We start from the raw sequence: 18,734 nt of genomic DNA, 5'->3' as shown, positions 1-18,734 counted from the left end.
GAACAGCCGGTCCGTAAGCAACGAATCATACCGGCGCAAAGGCGCCTAGTACGAGAACGGCCAGACGCGGAAGTAGTCCTTCACGTTGCGCCAGAGTTTGGCGAGCCCTTCCGGTTCGAGCACCAGGAACAGGATGATCACGAGTCCGAAGACGCCCTGCTGCACATACGGCAGGACCGTGGCCGCCCAGGGCGCCGTGTCCTGCAGCGAGCGCCCCAGGGTATTGATCATCGCCGGCAGGAGCACGATGAGCGACGCGCCGAAGAACGAACCCGAAATCGTCCCCAGTCCGCCGATGATGATCATCGCCAGGTAGGAGATCGAGACCTCGATCGTGAACCGCTCCCAGGTGACGATCGACCGGTAGTGGGCGAGCAGTGCGCCGGAGAGGCCGACCAGAAACGACGACGTGGCGAACGCGAGCAGCTTGTAGCCGAACACGTTGACGCCGATCGCCGAAGCCGCGATGTCCTGGTCCCGGATCGCCACCCAGGCGCGACCCACCCGCGAACGGAACAGGTTCGCGGCAAAGAGCGCGACGGCGAGCGCGACGACGACCAGGATCCAGTAGAACCGTCCGTCGGTGTTCATCCGGGCGCCGAACAGTTCGGGCGCCGGCACGACGAGCGCCTCCGTACCGCCGGTGAGGCCGTCCCAGTGCGTGACGACGAACTCGACGATCTGCTGCGCCGCCAGCGTGGCGACGGCCAGGTAGAGGCCCTTGAGCCGCAGGGAAGGCAGGCCGACCACCAGGCCGGCAACGGCGGTGATCGCGGCCGCGGCCGGAATGCTCAGGTAGAAGGGAACGTCGAGCCGGACCGTCAGGAGACCGGACCCATAGGCGCCGACCGCCATGAAGGCGCCCTGACCGAGGGAGATCTGGCCGGTGTAGCCGACCAGGATGTTGAGTCCGATCGCGCCGATCGTGGCGATCGCGATCTGGTTGGCCAGATTGAGCCAGTACGGCGTGGCCAGGAACGGAAACACGACGAGGCCGACCAGGAGCAGGCCCGTGCGCACCTTCTGCAAGGGCATGCGCCGCAGCGCCATGTCCGAGCGGTAGTCGCTGAAGAAGATTCCGGACTCCATGCCCTACACCCGCTCGATGATCTCCTTGCCGAACAGGCCGTAGGGCCGGATCATCAGGACCAGGATCAGCACGATGTACGGGACGATGAGCTCCAGGCCCGACGTCGTGTAGCCCGCCGTGTACGACTCCAGCAGCCCGATCACGCCGCCGCCGACGATCGCGCCGGGCACCGAGTCGAGACCGCCGAGGATGACCACGGGGAACACGCGCAGTCCGATGAAGATGATGTCGTGGCTGACGCCGACCGTGTTCGCCAGCATGATGCCGGCGACCGCCGCGGTGATCGCCGCCATCGCCCAGGCGACGGCGAGGACCCGCTTGATGCTGATGCCCATCGACAGCGCCGCTTGCTGGTCGTCGGCGATGGCGCGCATCGCGATGCCGTCCCGGGTGTGACGGAAGAACAGCGTCAGAACCGTCAGCAGGATCGCCGCGATCGCGATCACGAGCAGACGGTCGATGCCGACGATCGCGCCCAGGAACTCGACTTCTCCCGAGGGGATGAAGTTGGGGAAGGCCTTGGGCCGCACCCCCCAGATACCGTTCACCACCGCTCGCAGCAGGCTCGAGAGACCGATCGTGACCATGATCATCGAGATCACCGGTTCGCCGATCAGTGGCCGGAGAACGAGACGCTCCACGATCAGGCCGATCATGGCCGCGGTGAGCAGCGTCGCCAGCACGCCCAGACTCCAGGGCAACCCGAACTGGGCAATGAAGGCGAAGGCCAGGTAGGCGCCGAAGAGCAGGAACTCGCCCTGCGCGAAGTTGATCACGTCGCTCGCCTTGAAGATCACGACGAAGCCGACCGCCACCAGGGCGTAGACCATGCCGTTCGAGAGGCCGGAAACGGTGAGTTGAAGGAAGACGTCGGATCCCATCGTCCCCTCCTCAGGCGGTGGCGGGCTGAGCGATGCGCAGCCGGGTCTGCAGGACCGCGGTCGTGCCGTCCTGGTAGGTGATCTCGTTCTCGATCTCGACCGCCTCGTCGCCGCCGTAGAGCGCATTGACGAGCAGGCGGTACCGATCGGCGATGAACCGGCGCCGCACCTTCCGGGTACGGGTCAGTTCCTCGTCATCCGCGTCGAGTTCCTTGTGCAGCAGCAGCAGGCGCTGGATGCGGGCCGACTCCGGCAGATCACCGTTGATTCCGGCGGTGTGTTCCAGCACCAGCTCGTAGATCTCCGGCTTCTGGGCGAGGTCGGTGAACGTGGTGTAGGGGATCTGCCGGCGTTCGGCCCACTTTCCCGCGTTGGCGAAGTCGATCGTGATCAAGGAGGTGACGAACGGGTAGTCGCCGCCGCCGAACACGACCGCCTCCTTGATGTAGGGGCTGAACTTCAGCTTGTTCTCGATGAACTGCGGCGAGAACTGCGTTCCGTCGTGCAGCTCCATCACGTCCTTCTTGCGATCGATGACGATCAGGTGCCCGTCGTCGTCCATGTAGCCGGCGTCGCCGGAGTAAAGCCAGCCGTCGCGAAGCGCCTCTTGTGTGGCCTCCTCGTTGTTGTAGTAGCCGAGGAAGACGGACGGACTCCTGGTCAGGATCTCGCCGCCTTCGCCGAGCCTGACCTCCGCCCCTGGCACCGGCGTGCCGACCGTCTGGAACTTGATGTCGTCGTCGCGGTGCGCCACCGAAATCCCGGACACCTCGGTCTGGCCGTAGATCTGCTTCAGGTTCACGCCGATGGCGTGGAAGAAGCGGAAGATGTCGGGCCCGAGCGCCGCGCCGCCCGTGTAGGCGCGCCGGATTCGCCGCACCCCGAGCTTGTCGCGCAACCAGAAGAAGCAGACCGCGTTGGCGATCCAGTTCTGCATCGCCAGCAACCTGGGCAGACCGCCCTCCGCCAGCCGCGTGTCGGCCGCTCTGTAACCGACGCCCAGCGCCCAGTTGTAGACCTTGCGCTTGAGCCAGGAGGAGTCCTCGATCCGTACCTGGACGTCGGACACCATGTTCTCCCAGATGCGGGGCGGCGAGAACATCATTTGCGGTCCGATCTCACGGATGTCGTGCTGCACCGTCTCCGGCTCTTCCGGGAAGTTCATGGTGAAGCCGACCAGCATGCCGCAGGCGGCGCCGATCATCTGCTCGCCGATCCACGCGAGCGGCAGGAAGGAGACGAACTCGTCGTCGCTCCGCATCGGATCGATGCTCTGAAAGCTGTGCGCCATGGTCAGCAGGTTGCGGTGCGAGAGCATCGCCAGCTTCGGCTTTCCGGTGGTTCCGGAGGTGGTCGACAGCAGGGCGACGTCGTCGCCGGTCGTCGCTTCGACCCAGCGTTCGAAGTCGTCCTCCGTGCTGCTCGTGGCGGACGCCCCTATCTTCTCCACTTCGGAGAAGCCGAGCAGGAAGTCGTGCGGGTAGGAACCGAGCCCGCGGGGGTCGTAGTAGATGACCTTCGCGATTCCCTGCCCGTCCCCTTCCCCAGTGCCACTCAACTGGTCCCAGACTTCAAGCAGCTTGTCGACCTGCTCCTGGTCCTCGGCAATGACGAAGCGGGCGCCCGCGAACTCGACCAGGTACTGCACTTCGCTCGCCACGGAGTCCTGGTAGACGCCCAGGGAGCGGGCGCCGACCGCCTGGGACGCGAGCTGGGCAATCAGCCACTCGGGCCGGTTGTCCCCCAGCACGGCGACGATGTCGTCCCGCTCGAGTCCGAGTTCGACCAGTCCGCGGGCGAAGTTCCTGACCCGCTCGGCGTACTGCGCCCAGGTGAAGCTCTGCCAGATGCCGAACTCCTTCTCACGGAGCGCCGCTTCGCCGCCGCGCTCCCGGGCATTCCGGAGCAGCAGCTTGGGCATCGTGTCCGCGTCTTCCGGCAGTTCCGCCAGCGCGGTCATTCGGCGTCCCCCAGATACGCGTGAATCACGGCGGGATCGGCGCGCACCTCGTCCGGCGTACCGCAGGCAATCGATCGGCCGAAGTCGAGCACCGCGACGCGATCCGAGAGGTCCATGACGACTCCCATGTCGTGCTCGATCAGGACGGTCGTCACGCCCCACTCCTCGTTCACGTCGAGGACGAAGCGGGCCATGTCCTCCTTCTCCTCCACGTTCATCCCCGCCATGGGTTCGTCGAGCAGAAGAAGCTTGGGATCGAGCGCCAGCGCGCGGGCGAGCTCCACCCGTTTCTGCAGACCGTAGGCGAGGGTGCCGACCGCCTGGTGGCGCAGGTTCTCGATCTCGAGGAAGTCGATCACGTCCTCCACCGCGGCCCGATGCCGGATCTCCTCGCGGCGCTGTGGACCCCAGTAGACGCCACAACTGAGGACGTTGCCGCGCATGTGGATGTGCCGCCCCAGCATCAGATTCTCGAGCACCGTCATGCCGCGGAAGAGCTCGATGTTCTGGAACGATCGGGCGATGCCGACCTGGGCCACCTTGTGGGGCGCGCGGCCGACGAGCGAGACCGGCGCCGCTTCCGGCGTTGGCGTGTAGGTAATCGAGCCCTGTTGCGGCCGGTAGAGACCGCTGATCGAGTTGAGGAGGGACGTCTTTCCCGCGCCGTTCGGCCCGATGATCGCGAACACCTCGCCGTGGCGCACGTCCAGGGCGACATCGTCCAGGGCGTGTACGCCGCCGAACGAGAGCGTGACACCGTTGACCTCGAGGCAGGTCGAGGCCAACGGCTCCTGGGCTTGGGCTTGGGCCACGGCTGCGCGATTGTATGCGCCACGCCCGTTCCGCCATCTGCAAAGATCGCCGCGCCGTAAGCAGTCGACCGACCAGCCAATCAAAGGATCCTCCATGCCGGCCCGACCCGTCCTGGTTTCAGCACCCCCCGAACTCGACCTCGCGCGCCCCGAGGAGGTTGGCCTGAACGCCGCGCAGTTGGCGCGTATCGACGATCATCTGCGGCGCCGCTATCTGGAGCCGGAGAAGATTGCGGGCTGCCTCACCCTGGTCGCCCGGGGCGGCAAGCCGGCCTACCTCTCGGCGCAGGGTCTGATGGACCGCGAGCGCGGCCGCGCCATGCGGACCGACACGATCTTCCGCATCTACTCGATGACCAAGCCGATCACCTCGGTCGCCCTGCTGCAGCTCTACGAACAGGGCCACTTCCAGCTAGACGACCCGGTCCAGAAGTTCATCCCCGAGTGGCGGGATCTCAGAGTCTTCGAGAGCGGGAACCACCCGAACTTCCTCACCCGACCGGTCGATCGCCCGATGACGATCCGCGACCTGTTCACGCACCAGTCGGGGCTGACCTACGGCTTCATGGAGCGCACGAACGTCGATGCCGCGTACCGCAAGCTCGGCGTCGGCGGCCCGCCGATCGGCGGCAGCCTGCGGCAGATGATCGAGCAACTCGCGGAATTGCCGCTCGAGTTCTCGCCCGGCGACGCCTGGAACTACTCGGTCGCCACCGATGTGCTCGCCTACCTTGTCGAGGTCTTCTCCGGCCAGCCGTTCGACGAGTACCTGCAGGAGCACATCACCGGGCCCCTGGGCATGGTCGACACCGGCTTCACGGTGCCCGCGGACAAGGTCGACCGCTTCGCCGCGAACTACCGGCGGGACCGGAACAAGAAGCTGGTCCTGTTCGACGATCCCCTGACCAGCCACTACACAAGCGAGGTCAGCTTCTTCTCGGGTGGCGGCGGACTCGTGTCGACGATGCACGACTACTACCGCTTCTGCCAGATGATGCTGGGCGGCGGCACGCTGGAGAACACGCGCATCCTCGGCCGCAAGACGGTGGAACTCATGACGATGAACCACCTGCCGAGCGGCAGCGATCTGACCGACCTGGCGGTCGGCACCTTCAGCGAGACGACTTACGAGGGGATGGGCTTCGGTCTCGGCGTCTCGGTCACCCTGGATCTGGCGGTCGCTCAGGCGATCGGCTCGGTCGGTGAGTACGGCTGGGGCGGCGCCGCGAGCACCGCCTTCTGGATCGACCCGAGGGAGGACCTGATCGTCATCTTCATGGTCCAGTTCTGGATGTCGGGCACGTTCAACTTCCGCGGCCAGCTCAAGTCGATCGTCTATCCGGCACTGACCTGACCAGCAGGGTCGTGGACAACCCGCGCCCGACTTGCGAACGCCGAGCCGAGCGGCGCGGCGCCCTATTGCGGCGAACGAGGCGGTTCGAGAAGGCCGTTTCGTGGTCGCGGCTGGCCACCGTGCTTGCGGCAGCCGTGCTGGTCTGGCTGTCGGTCCAGGCAAGGCTCTTCCCCCTGATCTGGGCGGCGGTCCCGGCGCTGCTCTTTCTGGTTCTCGTCGTCCTTCACGAGCGGGTTCTGAGACGGGCCGAACGGCTGAAGCGTGCGCAAGCCTTCTACCATCAGATTCTCAACCGGCTCGACGGCGACTGGCGGGCCGGCGGACGGCCCGGCTCGCGCTTTGCCGACGAACACGCCGAGCACGTGTACGCCGCGGACCTCGACCTGTTCGGTCCCGACTCGCTGTTCCAGATGTTGAGCCGCGCCCGCACCCGAGGCGGTGACGAACTCCTCGCGTCCTGGCTGCTGGAGCCCGCGCGACCCGACGCTGTACGCAAGCGGCAGGAGGCTGTGCGCGAACTGGCGCCTCGACTCGACTTCCGCGAGCGTCTGGCAGTACATGGGCGGCTCGCGCGCACCAACATCGATCCAGGGGCCCTGCGAACCTGGGCGGCGGGGGAGGGGAGGCCTGCCCTGCCCGGCGCCGGCGGGCGCGAGTTCCTGATGCGCGTCCTGCTGACGGCAGCGGCCGCCGCCAACCTTCTCACCGCAACCGGCTGGATGATCTGGAGCTGGGGGCCGTCGCCGTTTCTGGCCGTGGCGGTGCTGGAAGTCCTCTGGATGATCGCAAAGCGTCGTGCTATCGCGGCTGCCACAGGTGGCGTGACGCGAGCGAGCCGTGACCTCAATCTGGTTGCGGCCCTGCTGGAGGTCATCGAGCGCGAGCCGTTCGAAAGCGACCTCATGGTCGAACTGCAGGAGCGGTTGCGGGGTGGCGATGGAAACACCGCCTCCCGGAACGCCACACGGCTACGCCGTCTCGTGGATCTGCTCGACTCCATGCGGAACGCCCTGTTCGTGCCCTTCGGCCTGCTGCTGCTGTGGACGCCCCAACTCGCCTACGCCATCGACGCCTGGCGCCGACGCCACGGGCACCGCGTGGCCGTCTGGCTCGACGTGCTCTCCAGCGTCGAGGCCCTGGCCAGCCTCGCCTCCCATGCGTTCGAGCACCCGAACCACATCTTCCCCACGCTGGTCGAGCCGGCCGGGAAGCGGCGCCCGCTGCTAGCCGCTCGACAACTCGGGCATCCCCTGCTGCCTCCGAAGGACTGTGTGGCGAACGATGTCGTACTGGAAGCCTGCTCCAGGAAACCGGGGTCGCCAGCCCAGTGCCTGATCGTCAGCGGCTCGAACATGTCCGGCAAGAGCACGCTTCTCAGGACGGTCGGGACGAACGTCGTCCTGGCGCTTGCCGGTGCACCGGTGCGCGCGAGCTCGCTGGTCCTCTCACCGCTGGCCATCGGATCGTCCATCCAACTAAGGGACTCACTCGCCGAAGGCCACTCCAGGTTCTACGCCGAGATCAGGAAGCTCAAGTCGGTTCTCGACCTCACCGAACAGGAGACGCCGGTGCTGTTCCTGCTCGACGAGATTCTCCACGGCACGAACTCCCACGACCGGAGAGTCGGCGCCGAGGCCCTGGTCCGCAGCCTGGTTGATCGCGGCGCGGTCGGACTCGTGACCACCCACGATCTCGCCCTGGCGCGGATCGCCGACGACTCGCCCGGGCCGTCACTGCGCAACGTCCACTTCAGAGACGACCTGGTGGATGGGAAGATCCTGTTCGACTACCGCCTGCGCGAGGGCACCGTCACTCGCAGCAACGCGTTGGACCTGATGCGCCAGGTCGGCCTCGACGTTTAGGACCCCTCCATTCCCCGTCTCCTTCGTGTAGACTCGACGTCCTAATGACTGCGACGGTTGTTCCCTTCCAGTCGTCGCCTGAGGCGACGTACATCCCCGAGGGCGTTCCCGCGCCCGGTGTGGAGCCGTGCGCGGTCGAGGTGACCGAAGACTTCGAGACGCTCCGGGACCGTGGGCGGGAACTAGTTGCGAAGGGCTCGTACCGGGAAGCCGCCGTTGTCTATCGACAGGCTGCGCAAGCCGCCACGGCAGCGGGTGAAGCCGACCTGGCCGATGAGGCGCTGTGCGGTTGGGGCGCGGCCGAAACCGAACTCGGCAACGGCGCTGAAGTCATGCCGGAGCTGCGACGGATCCTGCTCGGAACAACCGTCGACAACAACTCCTGTCTGGCCGCCTACACCTTGGCGCGCGCACATGAGTTGGAGGGGCAGATCAAGAAGGCACTGTTCTACGCTCGATTGTTCCGTGATCGTGCGGACTACGTGGAGCGTGAGGGACTAGCTGGTATGGCCCAGAATCTCCTGGGCAACCTCCTGGCGGCCGAGGGTCGGGAAGCTGAAGCTGCTGAGTGCTATCGCACGGCCCTCCGCTACACGAGAGAAGCTCCGCCAATGTGGACCGCGATCGCCGAAGGGAATCTGGGCTATTGCCTGCTGTCCCGAGCGACCGCAGCCAAGCAACTGCGCAGCGCCACAATGCGCGAAGCCCTTCGGTTGCTCTATCGGAGCATGCGGACCTTCCGGCACGGAGGGGCCATTCAGTACACGATGCTGCCGCATCAGGACCTGTGTTTCGCCTACCTTGAGTTGAAGCGTCCGAGGTTGGCAAGACAACACGGTATCCGTGCACTTGAGTTGGCCGAGAAGTACCAAGACCTAGCCGTAGTCAAGAACTGCCTCTACCTGCTGGGCCAGGTGGCGATGCAGGAGCACGACAACGAAGCGGCCAGGGGATTCTTCTGCAAGCTGGAACGGCGCTTCTATCCTGAGCACACCGGGCTCTCAACCGTGCTGATGTCCCTGGATCTGCGCCAGGTGGTGAATCTGAGGGCATGATGAAGAGCATCCTCCCCAGGTTCTCAACGGGCAAACGGGCAGATCGCGCCGCCCTCGTGGGGCTGATCGCCCTGCTGCTCGGCGCCGGCGCCCTACACGCCGCGTCAAGTGCTCCGGTCCTCGGGAAGAGCGGAGACATCTATCTGGTCACCGTCGGCACCTATGGAGAGCTCTTCCCCGACGGCGCCGAGGCCTCCGCAGACGCCGAAGTCCTCCGTCTTGAAGCTCGTCGGGGGTCCGGAACTGTCGAGCACTACCTGGTTCCCGGCAGCGAAGCGGACGACAGCGACAGGACGCCGTCCCTGTCCTTCGACGCCTCTACCGGCCAGCTCTACGTCGTGTGGTCTAGCAACAGTGACTCGACCCTTACCCGGATCAACCTGGCCTCTTTCAACGGCAGCGAGTGGTCCGACACGATCGAGGTCTCCGGCAACATCTACAGCAACAAGTCGGCACCGCGCCTTGCCGTCACTCACGACCGGTTTGAACTAGCAGCAGGAAGTTCCGACCAACCGAACACGCGCACGGTCCTACACGTCGTCTGGTCCGAAGACACCACCGACGGCGACAAGGTCATGTACGCGCCCGTGGTACTGATCGACGGAGAACTGGCCTCGACGTGGCGTCGCGTTCACCGGCTCAACGACTACGTGTCGCAGGAGTTGATCGACCAACCCTTCGATAGTGAGGTGCCGGCACGTCTGCTCAAGGCGCCGACTGTTGACGCCGCCTCAGAGGCCAACGCAGTTGTCATCGGTTTCGCCGACAGCGACAGCGGAGCCTTCGTCCAACTGGAACTCTCCACTCCAGCAGTCGAACTCGCCGAACTCGCCGACAGTCTTGCGGATCACCTGAACTCCTCGAACCTCTGCCAGAAGATCGAGGACGAAGAGGAGAACGCGCTCACATCCGTCGCGGAGGCCGCGCGCATCCACCTCGTACTCGTCGGCCGACGGATTCGTAGTCGGGCTCTAACGCCACTGGCGCATGACACCAAGCAGATGCTGATCCGACGCGCAGAGAGTCTCTGCGCCGAGGGTGGACTCAATGGGGTTTCCAGCGCAGCCCGCATTCACCTCGTGCTCGTCGGTGCCCGATCTCAAGAAGGCGATCTCCTGGAAGAAACCGCGACTGCAGAAGGTCACGTTCTACTCGCGGCGGCCCAACCGCTCGACAACGGCTACGTCCAGCACCTCGCCCGCCTACAGGTGAAGTCGGAACGGGCAGCGCCTACGATCGGGACCGGACAGCCGACGATCTTCGTCTCGCCCAACGGCAACGGCGCGGTCGTCGTCTGGGAAACCGGTTCATCGCTGACCTACGTCGAGACGACAAGCGACGATGCCGAGGCAGCCTGGAGCGAGTCCTTCACTCTCCTCCTCGACGACAACCTCTCCCGCTCCGAGGCTTACCCGATCCTCCACGAGCGCGCTCGCTCCCTCGAGTAGATCCTCGCAGGGACATCCCGACGCCGTCCAGCCCGTGCCGGGGCTCAGGGGGAGGGGTCCCAGCGGACTCGAAGCGAGCGACGGCCGACGCCTTCCCAGCAACCGACGCCTGACCGAAGCGAGCGTAGTGGAGTGCTCTCTGATCGGGCGATATCCCATGAGGTCCAAAGAGCGCAGGAGAGAGTCGAGAAATGGCAAAAAACTCCAATGAATACGGTAACTTGTGAGGGTTCGCGAAGCGTTATCTCAGGTACTGGGAGCGGGTGACAGCGTGTGGCTGTAGAGGCAGGATTGGGGGACATCGTGAGGGAATCCGATACGGGGGTCTCTGCTACCATCCCGCCATGCCACTCACCCAACGACAAGTTGACGCCATCAGACCCACAGGCAAGCCCTTCAAGAAGTACGACCGTGACGGGCTCATGGTCAGAGTCACCGCCGCCGGCAAGGGCCGATGGGTCTGGAGAGGCGTCGTCAAGGGGAAGCGGATCGAGGTCGGCATGGGCTCGACAAGGTTCCGATCGCTGAAAGAGGCTCGGGAGGTCGCCTTCGAGCATACGAGAACCGCTCGACTGGGAGGCGATCCCAGGGCGCCCGTCGCCACCGATGCCCCGACCTTCAGGGAGGCCGCGACGCTGTACCTCGAGATCCAGTCTCCCGACTGGGGAGAGGAGCACGCGAAGCACGTCCGGCGGCTGCTGGAGCAGCATGCGTTCCCGGGTCTTGGGGACCTGCCGGTCGACGAGATCCAGACCGCCGACCTGATGCGGGTCCTGGTGCCCCTGTGGCGCCGTCAGCGGCCGACCGGACGGCGGCTGAGGCAGAGGATGGCGGGCGTTATGGCTTGGAGCGTGGCGGCCGGCTATCGGGCCGACGACCCGACGAGCACACTTGCGGCGGTGTTGCCGGCCGGCCGGAGAAAGCGGAAGCACCATCGCTACCTGCCGGCAGAGGACCTGCGCGAGGCGCTGGCCAAGGTGCAGGCGTCCGGGGCATGGATCGGGACGCGGCTGGCGATGCGCTTCCTGGCGCTGACGGCGGCGCGGAGAGGCGAGGTTCGGGGAGCCAGGTGGCGGGAGATCGATCTGGAGTCGGCCACATGGACCGTTCCTGCCTCGCGCATGAAGTCCCGCAAGGAGCACCGGGTTCCCCTCTCCACCGCCGCCCTTGTGGTCCTTGATCGGGCGGACCGGTTGCGTGGCCGGGGTGGAGGTCTGGTGTTTCCCGGCATCCAGGGGAAGATGGTCGGGGCGGCGGTGTTCGGACGGCTGTTGAGAGACCTCAAGATCGATTGCAGCCCTCACGGCTTCCGCAGCTCGTTCCGGTCGTGGTGTTCGGACGAGGGGATCGACCGGGAGTTGGCGGAACAGGCCCTGGCCCACGCGGTCGGGAGCCAGGTCGAGCAGTGCTACGCCCGCAGCGACGTGCTGGAGCGCCGCCGCGAGGTCATGGAGGCATGGGGAGCGTTCCTGGTCCGGTAACGGACGAACACGCGCGCCATGGGCATCCTCATCACCTGCATTCAGGCCGACCAGGTCGCGGCCGGCTGACAATGGCCCTCAAGCTCCCGGACGTCCCGCACCTGGCCGGCCGCGACGCCGCCCTCCGCGAGTTCGGCTTCCGTCCTCACGAAGCGGCCTGGCTCACCCTCGTCTGCCTCCACTCCGGCGTCTTCACCCGGACCCAGTTCACCGGACACCACCGGTGTCACCGCAAGAAGACCTCACGCTTCCTCCGCGCTCTGACCGAACGCGGCTTCGCGCGCGAGCACCCCGTCCCCGGCGTCGGCACCAGGCTGCGATACACCCACGTGCACAGCCGTTCTCTCTACAGCGCTCTCGGCGTCGAAGACACCCGGCATCGCCGGAAACCGGAGGAGGACGTGGTCCTCTTCCGCCGCCTCCTCTCTCTCGATCACGTCGTCCGCCACCCTCGCCTCCCCTGGCTCGCCACCGAGGCGGAGAAGGTCGCCCACTTCGAAGCGCGCGGCATCCCCCGCAACCACTACCCCAGCCGCATCTACGGCGGCGCGGCCAAGCGCACCCGGCGCTACTTCCCGCTCAGGCTGCCGATCGCCGCCGACCTTCGGTCGGCTACCTTCGTCTACGCCGATCCCGGCCGCCACACGGACACGGAACTGCGCAGTTGGGCCGGCGGCCATCGCCACCTCTGGCCGTGGCTTCGCGTCTTCGGAACCAAGGTCCACGTCGCCGTCGTGACGCGCACCGTGCCGAAGCAGCACCAGCTCTCCCGCAGGGTCGCCGCCTGGGCCAGCCCTCCGGTCCGGCCGCTGACCCCGGAGGAGTGGCAAACGGTGGTCGCCGTCAGGGCGGCGCTCCTCTCGGCCGACCCCGCCGCGCTCGAGCAGTGGGGCGGCTTCCATGCCGCTCGCCGCGTCCTGATCCGGCTCCGCCAGCGAGGGGCTCCGGAGGCCGCCGGCGGTACGTCCGGCCCTGCGATCGACGGCTACTCGACGCATCACGCTCGCGGCCTCGCGCCGCAGGCCTCTCGGGGGTGAGTGGGCACCTGCCGGGAATCGAACCCGGAGCCCCGTAGGACTATCCCAACGCTCAGGCGCCCTCAAAGCATTCAGCAGCTCTCGACCCATGCGGCCCGCAGGATGGGCTAGTGGGCTCGGTGGTCGCCGCGTAACTCCGGGTCGCTCCAGGATCCGCACCAGAAACGGACAAGGACAGCACCCCCTTTGTGCCGTTTTCGACTCTCCGAATGTTACATCGTCCTCTTCTGAGGACATCGCCCGAATGTCCTTGAAACGCAATGCGTTTCTCGGTCGCCGCTCGGGGAAAGCGCCCCACGAGCGCGGTGACCGGGTCGTACCAGGCGATTCGGGTTGGGACGTGAGCTCCCATGTGCCGGCCTGTTTCAGGCCGCCGGGAGGGTCGCTCACGTCCAGATTGATCCCTGCGGGAAGGCTCGGAGGGCCGCTGATACGGAGGAGCCATGTCGGATGTGGATCGGAAGGCAACACCTCTGGTCCATCAATCCTCCGGGCGTATCACGGCACCCTCGACCACGACTCCCGCCTGTGCGCGTACGAACGAGCCACCCTCGCCGTGGAACACGATCGTCTTGAACCCGCCGCCGGCCTGGACCGTTCTGCCCAACTCGAAGAGCGCCAGGGCGTCGGCGTCGTCGAACTCGGTGGTCTTCAGGGGCACGTAGTGTCCCGTCCCGTCGTTCAGCCAAGCCAGCACGTTCGGGCTCCCGTCGCCGCTCCAGAACAACTGGGGAACGATGTCAACCGCGCCGTCACGGTTGAAGTCCAGGAAGCGATACGCCGTATGCGCGGCTTCCCTCGCCGACCAGGCGCTTGCGCCGAGGCGGCGCGACGTCTCGTCGACGAAGACGCGCCCACCATGGTTCACGAGCAGTTGCACGCCCCTCCCCTGAAGAGCAAGGTCGTAGCCGCCCAGGAGAATGTCAGGCCGCCCATCTCCGGTTACGTCGCCGACCGCAGTGGAAACCACGTGTCCACCGCCAAAGGCGGACAGGAAGGCCGCTTCCCGCAGCGCCGTTGCCCTGCCGTCCCCGTAGACACCCTCGACAGACCCCCAATGCACGAAGGACTCTCCCGCCGTGTCTCCCCTGGGTCCGGCGACCAGGTCCGGGTGACCGTCGCCGTCGAGATCCGCCAGTTGAACCGCCCAGGGCGCGCCGTCCCAACTCTGCGGCAACCTCCTCTGATCCCGGACGAAGTGACCCTTGCCATCGTTCATCAGGAAGTACGGCGCCGGGTGCAGGGAATGCGAGAAGGCGTTGGCCACCAGGATGTCCACGTCGCCATCGCCGTCGATGTCGCCGACGGCGGCGCGGTGGGTGAAGCCGTCCGGGTCGGTCGGCAGCCGGTCGGTGGCGTCCACGTAGCCGCCCGCGGTCCACAGCAGCAACTGGTTGTGCCAGCCGGGGAAAGGCGGAAAGTCGTAGCCGTGGTCGGCGATGAAGAAGTCGTTCCTGCCATCTCCGTCGAAGTCCGCCATGAGGACATGTGAGGGATGCACTCCGCGGGGTCGGTCCCCGGCGGCGACCTCAAAGGTGAAGTCCCCGTTGTTGACGAGGATGAGACCGGTCCTCGTGTCCGACGGGTCGGCACCCTCCGGTGCGGCTTCGGGCACGATCAGCACATCGTCGTCGCCGTCGCCGTCGAAGTCGTCCGCGAACGGAACATCGCCGAGACTCTCGTGCGCGATTTCGGCCTCCCACACGTCCCACTCGACGGCAATCGACCCGGGCGACACCAGTTCCGGCAGCGGCCTCACGTCGCAACTGTCGGGGAACGCCTTGCTCTCCGTGATCGCCGGCGCCGGCGGCCCCGGCGGCTTCTCAAACGTCCAGGCCGCGCCCGTCGCAGCGTCCGTCACCGTGATGTCGAGCCCCAGGTCCGTGGCGGCCGCCGAGTACACCCAGTGGTGGCCGTTGATCGCGCAACCGTCCAGCACCTTGATCAGCATCTCCCAGTTGTTCGGATCGAAGAAGTAGAAGAGCCCCGAGTTATTCGTCCCGCCCGGCACTGTGTTCGCGGGACCCTCGGCCCCGCCGGCCGTCGACCAGTCGACGGCCACCTCGAAGCGGCTATCCGCCAGGCACAGCGACGTGCCGTTGGGAACACAGCCCGAGTCCGATCCGCCGACCAGCCGAACAGGCGCCAGTTCCTCGCCCGGCGTGCCCTGAAACCTCCAATCGGGGAAAGCGAGCGGCGGCGACACACCTGCCGCGCAGGCGCCAGGGAACGCCTTGCCGTCCGTAATCGCGGGTGCTGGCCGGCCGGGCTCGTTCCGGTACACCTTGACATCGTCAGTCGCCGTGTCCCTGACGCGGATCTCGTAGCCCAGGTCCGTCGTCGAAGCGCCATACACCCAGTGATGGCCGTTGACCACGCAGCCGTCCAGTACCTTGATCAGAACCTCCCAGTTCTCGGCGTCGAAGAACCGGAACAGGCCGGAATCCCTGGTCCCCTTCGGCACCACCTTCGCCGAGCCGCTGTTGCCGTCGCCGGTCCGCCAATCCGCTTGCAGCTCGTACCGGCCGCCGTGCAGGCAGAGAGTCTCGGCATCCGGCTCGCAAGGGCCGGGAACAGAGAGTTGGGCGGCCGCGAACTCGGTCATGGCCATCAAGGCAACGACACACCCACTCGCTCCAAGAGACCGGCGCCCGATGAGGTGCGTACCCATGGTGCTCTTGAGACTACGTGAAGCGCCGGTCCGTTGGGCAGGTAAGACTGCGTGGCCGGAGTCGAGGTCTGGTCTTCCCCGGCATCCAGGGGAAGCTGATCTACATGAGCCGCGTGATGGATCCCTATCAGCCGATCGAGCGCCGGCTCCGCCTTACTGGGTGACTGGCCGAGAAGCCGGGGACCAGCCCCTGGTGACTTCCGAGCAGCCATACGAACGACACTACGGGGCGGTACGAGAGGAGACTGAGCCAAGGCGTCGCCCTGGCATCTCCAACGCCCGGGCCGACCCTTTCAACCAACCAACTTGACTGGCTGGGGGACTCTCAGGGCAGGTGAAAACCAGCGACGAAGCGCTCGATCGTCGTCTTATGCTCGGTGTAGAGGTTTCGCGGAGTCCAGCCTACGATCTGAATCGTGCCGCGCTCGCTGCTGAAGAAATGGGCAAGGTAGATGACCGGTACCCCCTCGGCTGTGGCGAGGACTTCTGAGTACCCAAGTTCAATCCCGCCTACGAGGCGCTTGCCGCTTCGAATGCCCTCCACGTCCTGCAATCCCGCAACGACCAGATTCTGGCGAAACAGTTGCACCATTGCCTCTACCGGAATCTCCCCTCGTTCGGTTATCAGAGACATCCAGACTTCCTTCGACGAGTGCTCCAACTGCAGGAGCACGTCGTCGTTCAACGCAGGGATCTCCGACCACTCGCGCGGATCGAAGCGCACTGCGTGGTCCAGGAGATCCACCGATGCCGTCTGTGCAGCAGGTGCCTCTGTCAGCGCAGAGGCCATGGTGCTCGAGCCGGAGGGCTCGGGCGCGTTCATCATCCCGGCGACATCATCAGCCGCCTCACCGACGGAGTAGGCGCCAAGGATGAGAGAGTGTTCGTCGGTCGTACGGAGCTCAAGCTCGAGCATGGTTCGCAGCGAACCATCAGAGTCTGCTACGAGCTTGGCGAAGTTCCAGTTGAAGCTGAGCTGGAGCAGAGACACGACCTGTCTGGACGTCCAAGGAGATCCTGGGCTTGAAAGCTGCTGAGTGTGAAGCACTACCATGGCTCGATCAAAACCGTCTTCCAGGAGCTCCACATAACCAGGAACTTCTGCAACGTGGTCTCCGTCCTTGTAGAAGAACAGCCACAGGCCATCGCCGGCGTCTCGAAACTCCACGAACTCGTGTAGGTCCTCGTCGGCTGAGATCGCCTGCATGAGGTCGTTGAACCGATCGGCGTCAGCAGAACTGATACCAGTAGAGGAGGATGTCGGCTCCGCAACCCGGGAACTCGCGTCGGCCGAGGTGCTCAACCGCTCGGTCAAGTCGGAGAGGGTCATCGTCGGCTCCGTGGAGAGCAGACCGCGAGCGTAGTTGAAGGGGACGGCGAAGTTCAGGTTCTGGCCCTCGCGTGCTTGAGATGTGACGATGCCGATAAGCTCCGCGTAGGCATTGAACATGCCGCCACCGCTGCTGCCGGGGGAGGCGGGGGCACTTGTCTGGATGACGCTGTAGCCTGCTCCGGTGTCGCGCATGGCGCTGATGACGCCTTCGCTGACGGTGGAGTCGAAGCCCTCTGGTGAACCCACAAGGACGACGCTGTCGCCGACCCGAATGTCGTCTGAGTCCCCCATGGCCGCCGGCACGAGGTTGTAGGCCTTGAGCTTGAGCACGACCAGGTCTCGCCGCTCATCAACGTCCACGACGGCGATGTCGTCGTAGATGTCGCCGTTCGCCAGGACGACTTCCAGATCCGTCTCGTTCTCGATGACATGGAGGTTGGTGACAACGATGCCGGTCGAATCGACGATCACGCCGGAACCGTGACCGCTTGCGGTGTGGATGGTGACGACACTGTCAGTGACACGGCGCGCGATCTCTGCGGTGGAGAGCGGTTGGTCAGGGCGCACGTTCTGGGCGGCGCTCGGGCCGGTAGCGGCGGGCAGAAGGAGCGAGAGAGCGCCGGCGCCGAGAAGCGCGGTTCCACTCCGATATCTGCGAGGAGATTCGTGTGGCATGGTTCCGTTGGCGAGGCGGTCAAACGTCCTTCGGCTGACTCGGCCTACTCTTGGAGTGGAGCATTCCGAGGGCTGTCTCATGGTCTGTCGCCCCTGAAGGCTCCGGCTCGGAGATGGAGCCACGTAGCGTAACAGCCTCCTCTGCGCGCGGCAGGGTTCCGAGTCTTCGCCAGGGCGGTGACGGAGCGCCACCTCGGAAGTCGATCCGCAAGTTGTACTTCGGGTTGCCCACCACCCGCACAGCAGCCTCATACCGAACCGGTCACGCTCTTGAACGGGTCGTCTGGCGAACAAGGACCACATTGGGGGACAGTCGCTCACCGTCATGTGCCACAAGTCCCTGCGTTCTCTGACACTTCTCTGAATTGAGAGCGGGAAGGAGTGCTGGTCAAGGTGCAGGCGTCCGGGGCATGGATCGGGACGCGGCTGGCGCTTCGCTTCCTGGCGCTGACGGCGGCTCGCAGCGGTGAGGTTCGCGGAGCCAGGTGGCGGGAGATCGACCTGGAGTCGGCCACCTGGACCGTCCCCGCCTCGCGGTTGAAGTCGCGCAGGGAGCACCGGGTTCCCCTCTCCAGCGCCGCCCTTGTGGTCCTTGATCGGGCGGAACGGCTGCGCGGCCGGGGCAAAGGGCTCGTCTTTCCCGGCATCCAGGGGAAGATGGTCGGGGCGGCCGTGTTCGGCCGGCTGCTGAAAGACCTCAAGATCGATTGCAGCCCGCACGGGTTCCGCAGTTCGTTCCGGTCGTGGTGCTCGGACGAGGGAATCGACCGGGAGTTGGCCGAACAGGCCCTGGCCCACGCGGTGGGGAGCCAGGTCGAGCAGTGCTACGCCCGCAGCGACGTGCTGGAGCGCCGGCGCGAGGTCATGGAGGCTTGGGGAGCGTTCCTGGTCCGGTAGCGGGCAGGTGAGGAGGATGTCCATGCCGTGCGATCAGGTCGCGGACTTCTGACAATGGCCCTCAAGCCCCCGGACGTCCCGCACCTGGCCGGCCGCGACGCCGCGCTGCGCGAGTTCGGCTTCCGTCCTCACGAAGCGGCCTGGCTCACCCTCGTCTGCCTCCACTCCGGCGTCTTCA

General features: G+C 65.9%; 13 protein-coding genes. 7 read left to right on the top strand and 6 right to left on the bottom strand.

Features of this window, described 5'->3' with window-relative positions; all coding sequences use genetic code 11:
* Nucleotides 1-45: 45 nt before the first annotated feature.
* The 4 genes from OXG83_12235 to OXG83_12220 are packed head-to-tail and all read right to left on the bottom strand — an operon-like array spanning nt 46 to nt 4,743.
* The gene (locus OXG83_12235; GenBank protein MCY3965800.1) at nt 46-1,089 is read right to left on the bottom strand and encodes a branched-chain amino acid ABC transporter permease; all 1,044 of its coding nucleotides are present in this window, start codon (nt 1,087-1,089) and stop codon (nt 46-48) included.
* A 3-nt stretch (nt 1,090-1,092) separates the two neighbouring features.
* Nucleotides 1,093-1,971, bottom strand: a complete 879-nt coding sequence (locus tag OXG83_12230; protein ID MCY3965799.1) for a branched-chain amino acid ABC transporter permease — start codon at nt 1,969-1,971, stop codon at nt 1,093-1,095.
* A 10-nt stretch (nt 1,972-1,981) separates the two neighbouring features.
* Nucleotides 1,982-3,931, bottom strand: coding sequence for an AMP-binding protein (locus tag OXG83_12225; protein MCY3965798.1), 1,950 nt, complete (start codon nt 3,929-3,931; stop codon nt 1,982-1,984).
* Complete coding sequence (locus tag OXG83_12220) at nt 3,928-4,743, bottom strand: ABC transporter ATP-binding protein (GenBank protein ID MCY3965797.1); 816 nt, start codon at nt 4,741-4,743, stop codon at nt 3,928-3,930. Before OXG83_12220 ends, OXG83_12225 begins: the two co-directional genes overlap by 4 nt.
* Nucleotides 4,744-4,837: 94 nt before the next feature.
* On the opposite strand from OXG83_12220, the gene OXG83_12215 reads away from it, so the two are divergent.
* The 6 genes from OXG83_12215 (at nt 4,838) to OXG83_12190 (ending at nt 12,980) form a co-directional block, all read left to right on the top strand.
* Nucleotides 4,838-6,097, top strand: a complete 1,260-nt coding sequence (locus OXG83_12215; protein ID MCY3965796.1) for a serine hydrolase — start codon at nt 4,838-4,840, stop codon at nt 6,095-6,097.
* A gap of 65 nt (nt 6,098-6,162) precedes the next feature.
* The gene (locus tag OXG83_12210; GenBank protein ID MCY3965795.1) at nt 6,163-7,959 is read left to right on the top strand and encodes a DNA mismatch repair protein MutS; all 1,797 of its coding nucleotides are present in this window, start codon (nt 6,163-6,165) and stop codon (nt 7,957-7,959) included.
* 140 nt (nt 7,960-8,099) lie between these two features.
* Entirely contained in the window at nt 8,100-9,014 is a 915-nt protein-coding gene (locus OXG83_12205; protein MCY3965794.1) for a hypothetical protein, read from the top strand.
* Nucleotides 9,014-10,462, top strand: a complete 1,449-nt coding sequence (locus OXG83_12200) for a hypothetical protein (GenBank protein MCY3965793.1) — start codon at nt 9,014-9,016, stop codon at nt 10,460-10,462. Before OXG83_12205 ends, OXG83_12200 begins: the two co-directional genes overlap by 1 nt.
* A gap of 344 nt (nt 10,463-10,806) precedes the next feature.
* Nucleotides 10,807-11,943 (top strand): tyrosine-type recombinase/integrase, encoded by a 1,137-nt coding sequence (locus OXG83_12195; GenBank protein ID MCY3965792.1) that lies wholly within the window; start codon nt 10,807-10,809, stop codon nt 11,941-11,943.
* A 71-nt stretch (nt 11,944-12,014) separates the two neighbouring features.
* Nucleotides 12,015-12,980 (top strand): hypothetical protein, encoded by a 966-nt coding sequence (locus OXG83_12190; protein MCY3965791.1) that lies wholly within the window; start codon nt 12,015-12,017, stop codon nt 12,978-12,980.
* Nucleotides 12,981-13,461: 481 nt separating this feature from the next.
* Here OXG83_12190 and OXG83_12185 read toward each other — a convergent pair whose 3' ends face one another.
* Nucleotides 13,462-15,585: a VCBS repeat-containing protein gene (locus OXG83_12185; protein ID MCY3965790.1), complete on the bottom strand. Its 2,124-nt coding sequence runs from the start codon at nt 15,583-15,585 to the stop codon at nt 13,462-13,464.
* Nucleotides 15,586-15,976: 391 nt separating this feature from the next.
* Complete coding sequence (locus OXG83_12180) at nt 15,977-17,551, bottom strand: trypsin-like peptidase domain-containing protein (GenBank protein MCY3965789.1); 1,575 nt, start codon at nt 17,549-17,551, stop codon at nt 15,977-15,979.
* 489 nt (nt 17,552-18,040) lie between these two features.
* Between OXG83_12180 and OXG83_12175 the strand changes: the two genes are divergently transcribed.
* A complete protein-coding gene (locus tag OXG83_12175) occupies nt 18,041-18,556 on the top strand; it encodes a site-specific integrase (GenBank protein ID MCY3965788.1) in 516 nt (171 codons plus the stop codon).
* Nucleotides 18,557-18,734 lie beyond the last annotated feature (178 nt).

The sequence above is a fragment of the Acidobacteriota bacterium genome, from assembly GCA_026707545.1.
Lineage (GTDB): Bacteria > Acidobacteriota > Thermoanaerobaculia > Multivoradales > Multivoraceae > Multivorans.
This window is presented reverse-complemented; position numbering and strand designations above follow the sequence as displayed.

What these genes read in the sequence shown, in the direction of transcription:
- OXG83_12215 (MCY3965796.1), top strand. Translation starts at nt 4,838, where the DNA reads ATGCCGGCCCGACCCGTCCTGGTTTCAGCACCCCCCGAACTCGACCTC.
- OXG83_12230 (MCY3965799.1), bottom strand. Translation starts at nt 1,971, where the DNA reads ATGGGATCCGACGTCTTCCTTCAACTCACCGTTTCCGGCCTCTCGAAC.
- OXG83_12195 (MCY3965792.1), top strand. Translation starts at nt 10,807, where the DNA reads ATGCCACTCACCCAACGACAAGTTGACGCCATCAGACCCACAGGCAAG.
- OXG83_12225 (MCY3965798.1), bottom strand. Translation starts at nt 3,931, where the DNA reads ATGACCGCGCTGGCGGAACTGCCGGAAGACGCGGACACGATGCCCAAG.
- OXG83_12185 (MCY3965790.1), bottom strand. Translation starts at nt 15,585, where the DNA reads ATGACCGAGTTCGCGGCCGCCCAACTCTCTGTTCCCGGCCCTTGCGAG.
- OXG83_12200 (MCY3965793.1), top strand. Translation starts at nt 9,014, where the DNA reads ATGAAGAGCATCCTCCCCAGGTTCTCAACGGGCAAACGGGCAGATCGC.
- OXG83_12190 (MCY3965791.1), top strand. Translation starts at nt 12,015, where the DNA reads ATGGCCCTCAAGCTCCCGGACGTCCCGCACCTGGCCGGCCGCGACGCC.
- OXG83_12235 (MCY3965800.1), bottom strand. Translation starts at nt 1,089, where the DNA reads ATGGAGTCCGGAATCTTCTTCAGCGACTACCGCTCGGACATGGCGCTG.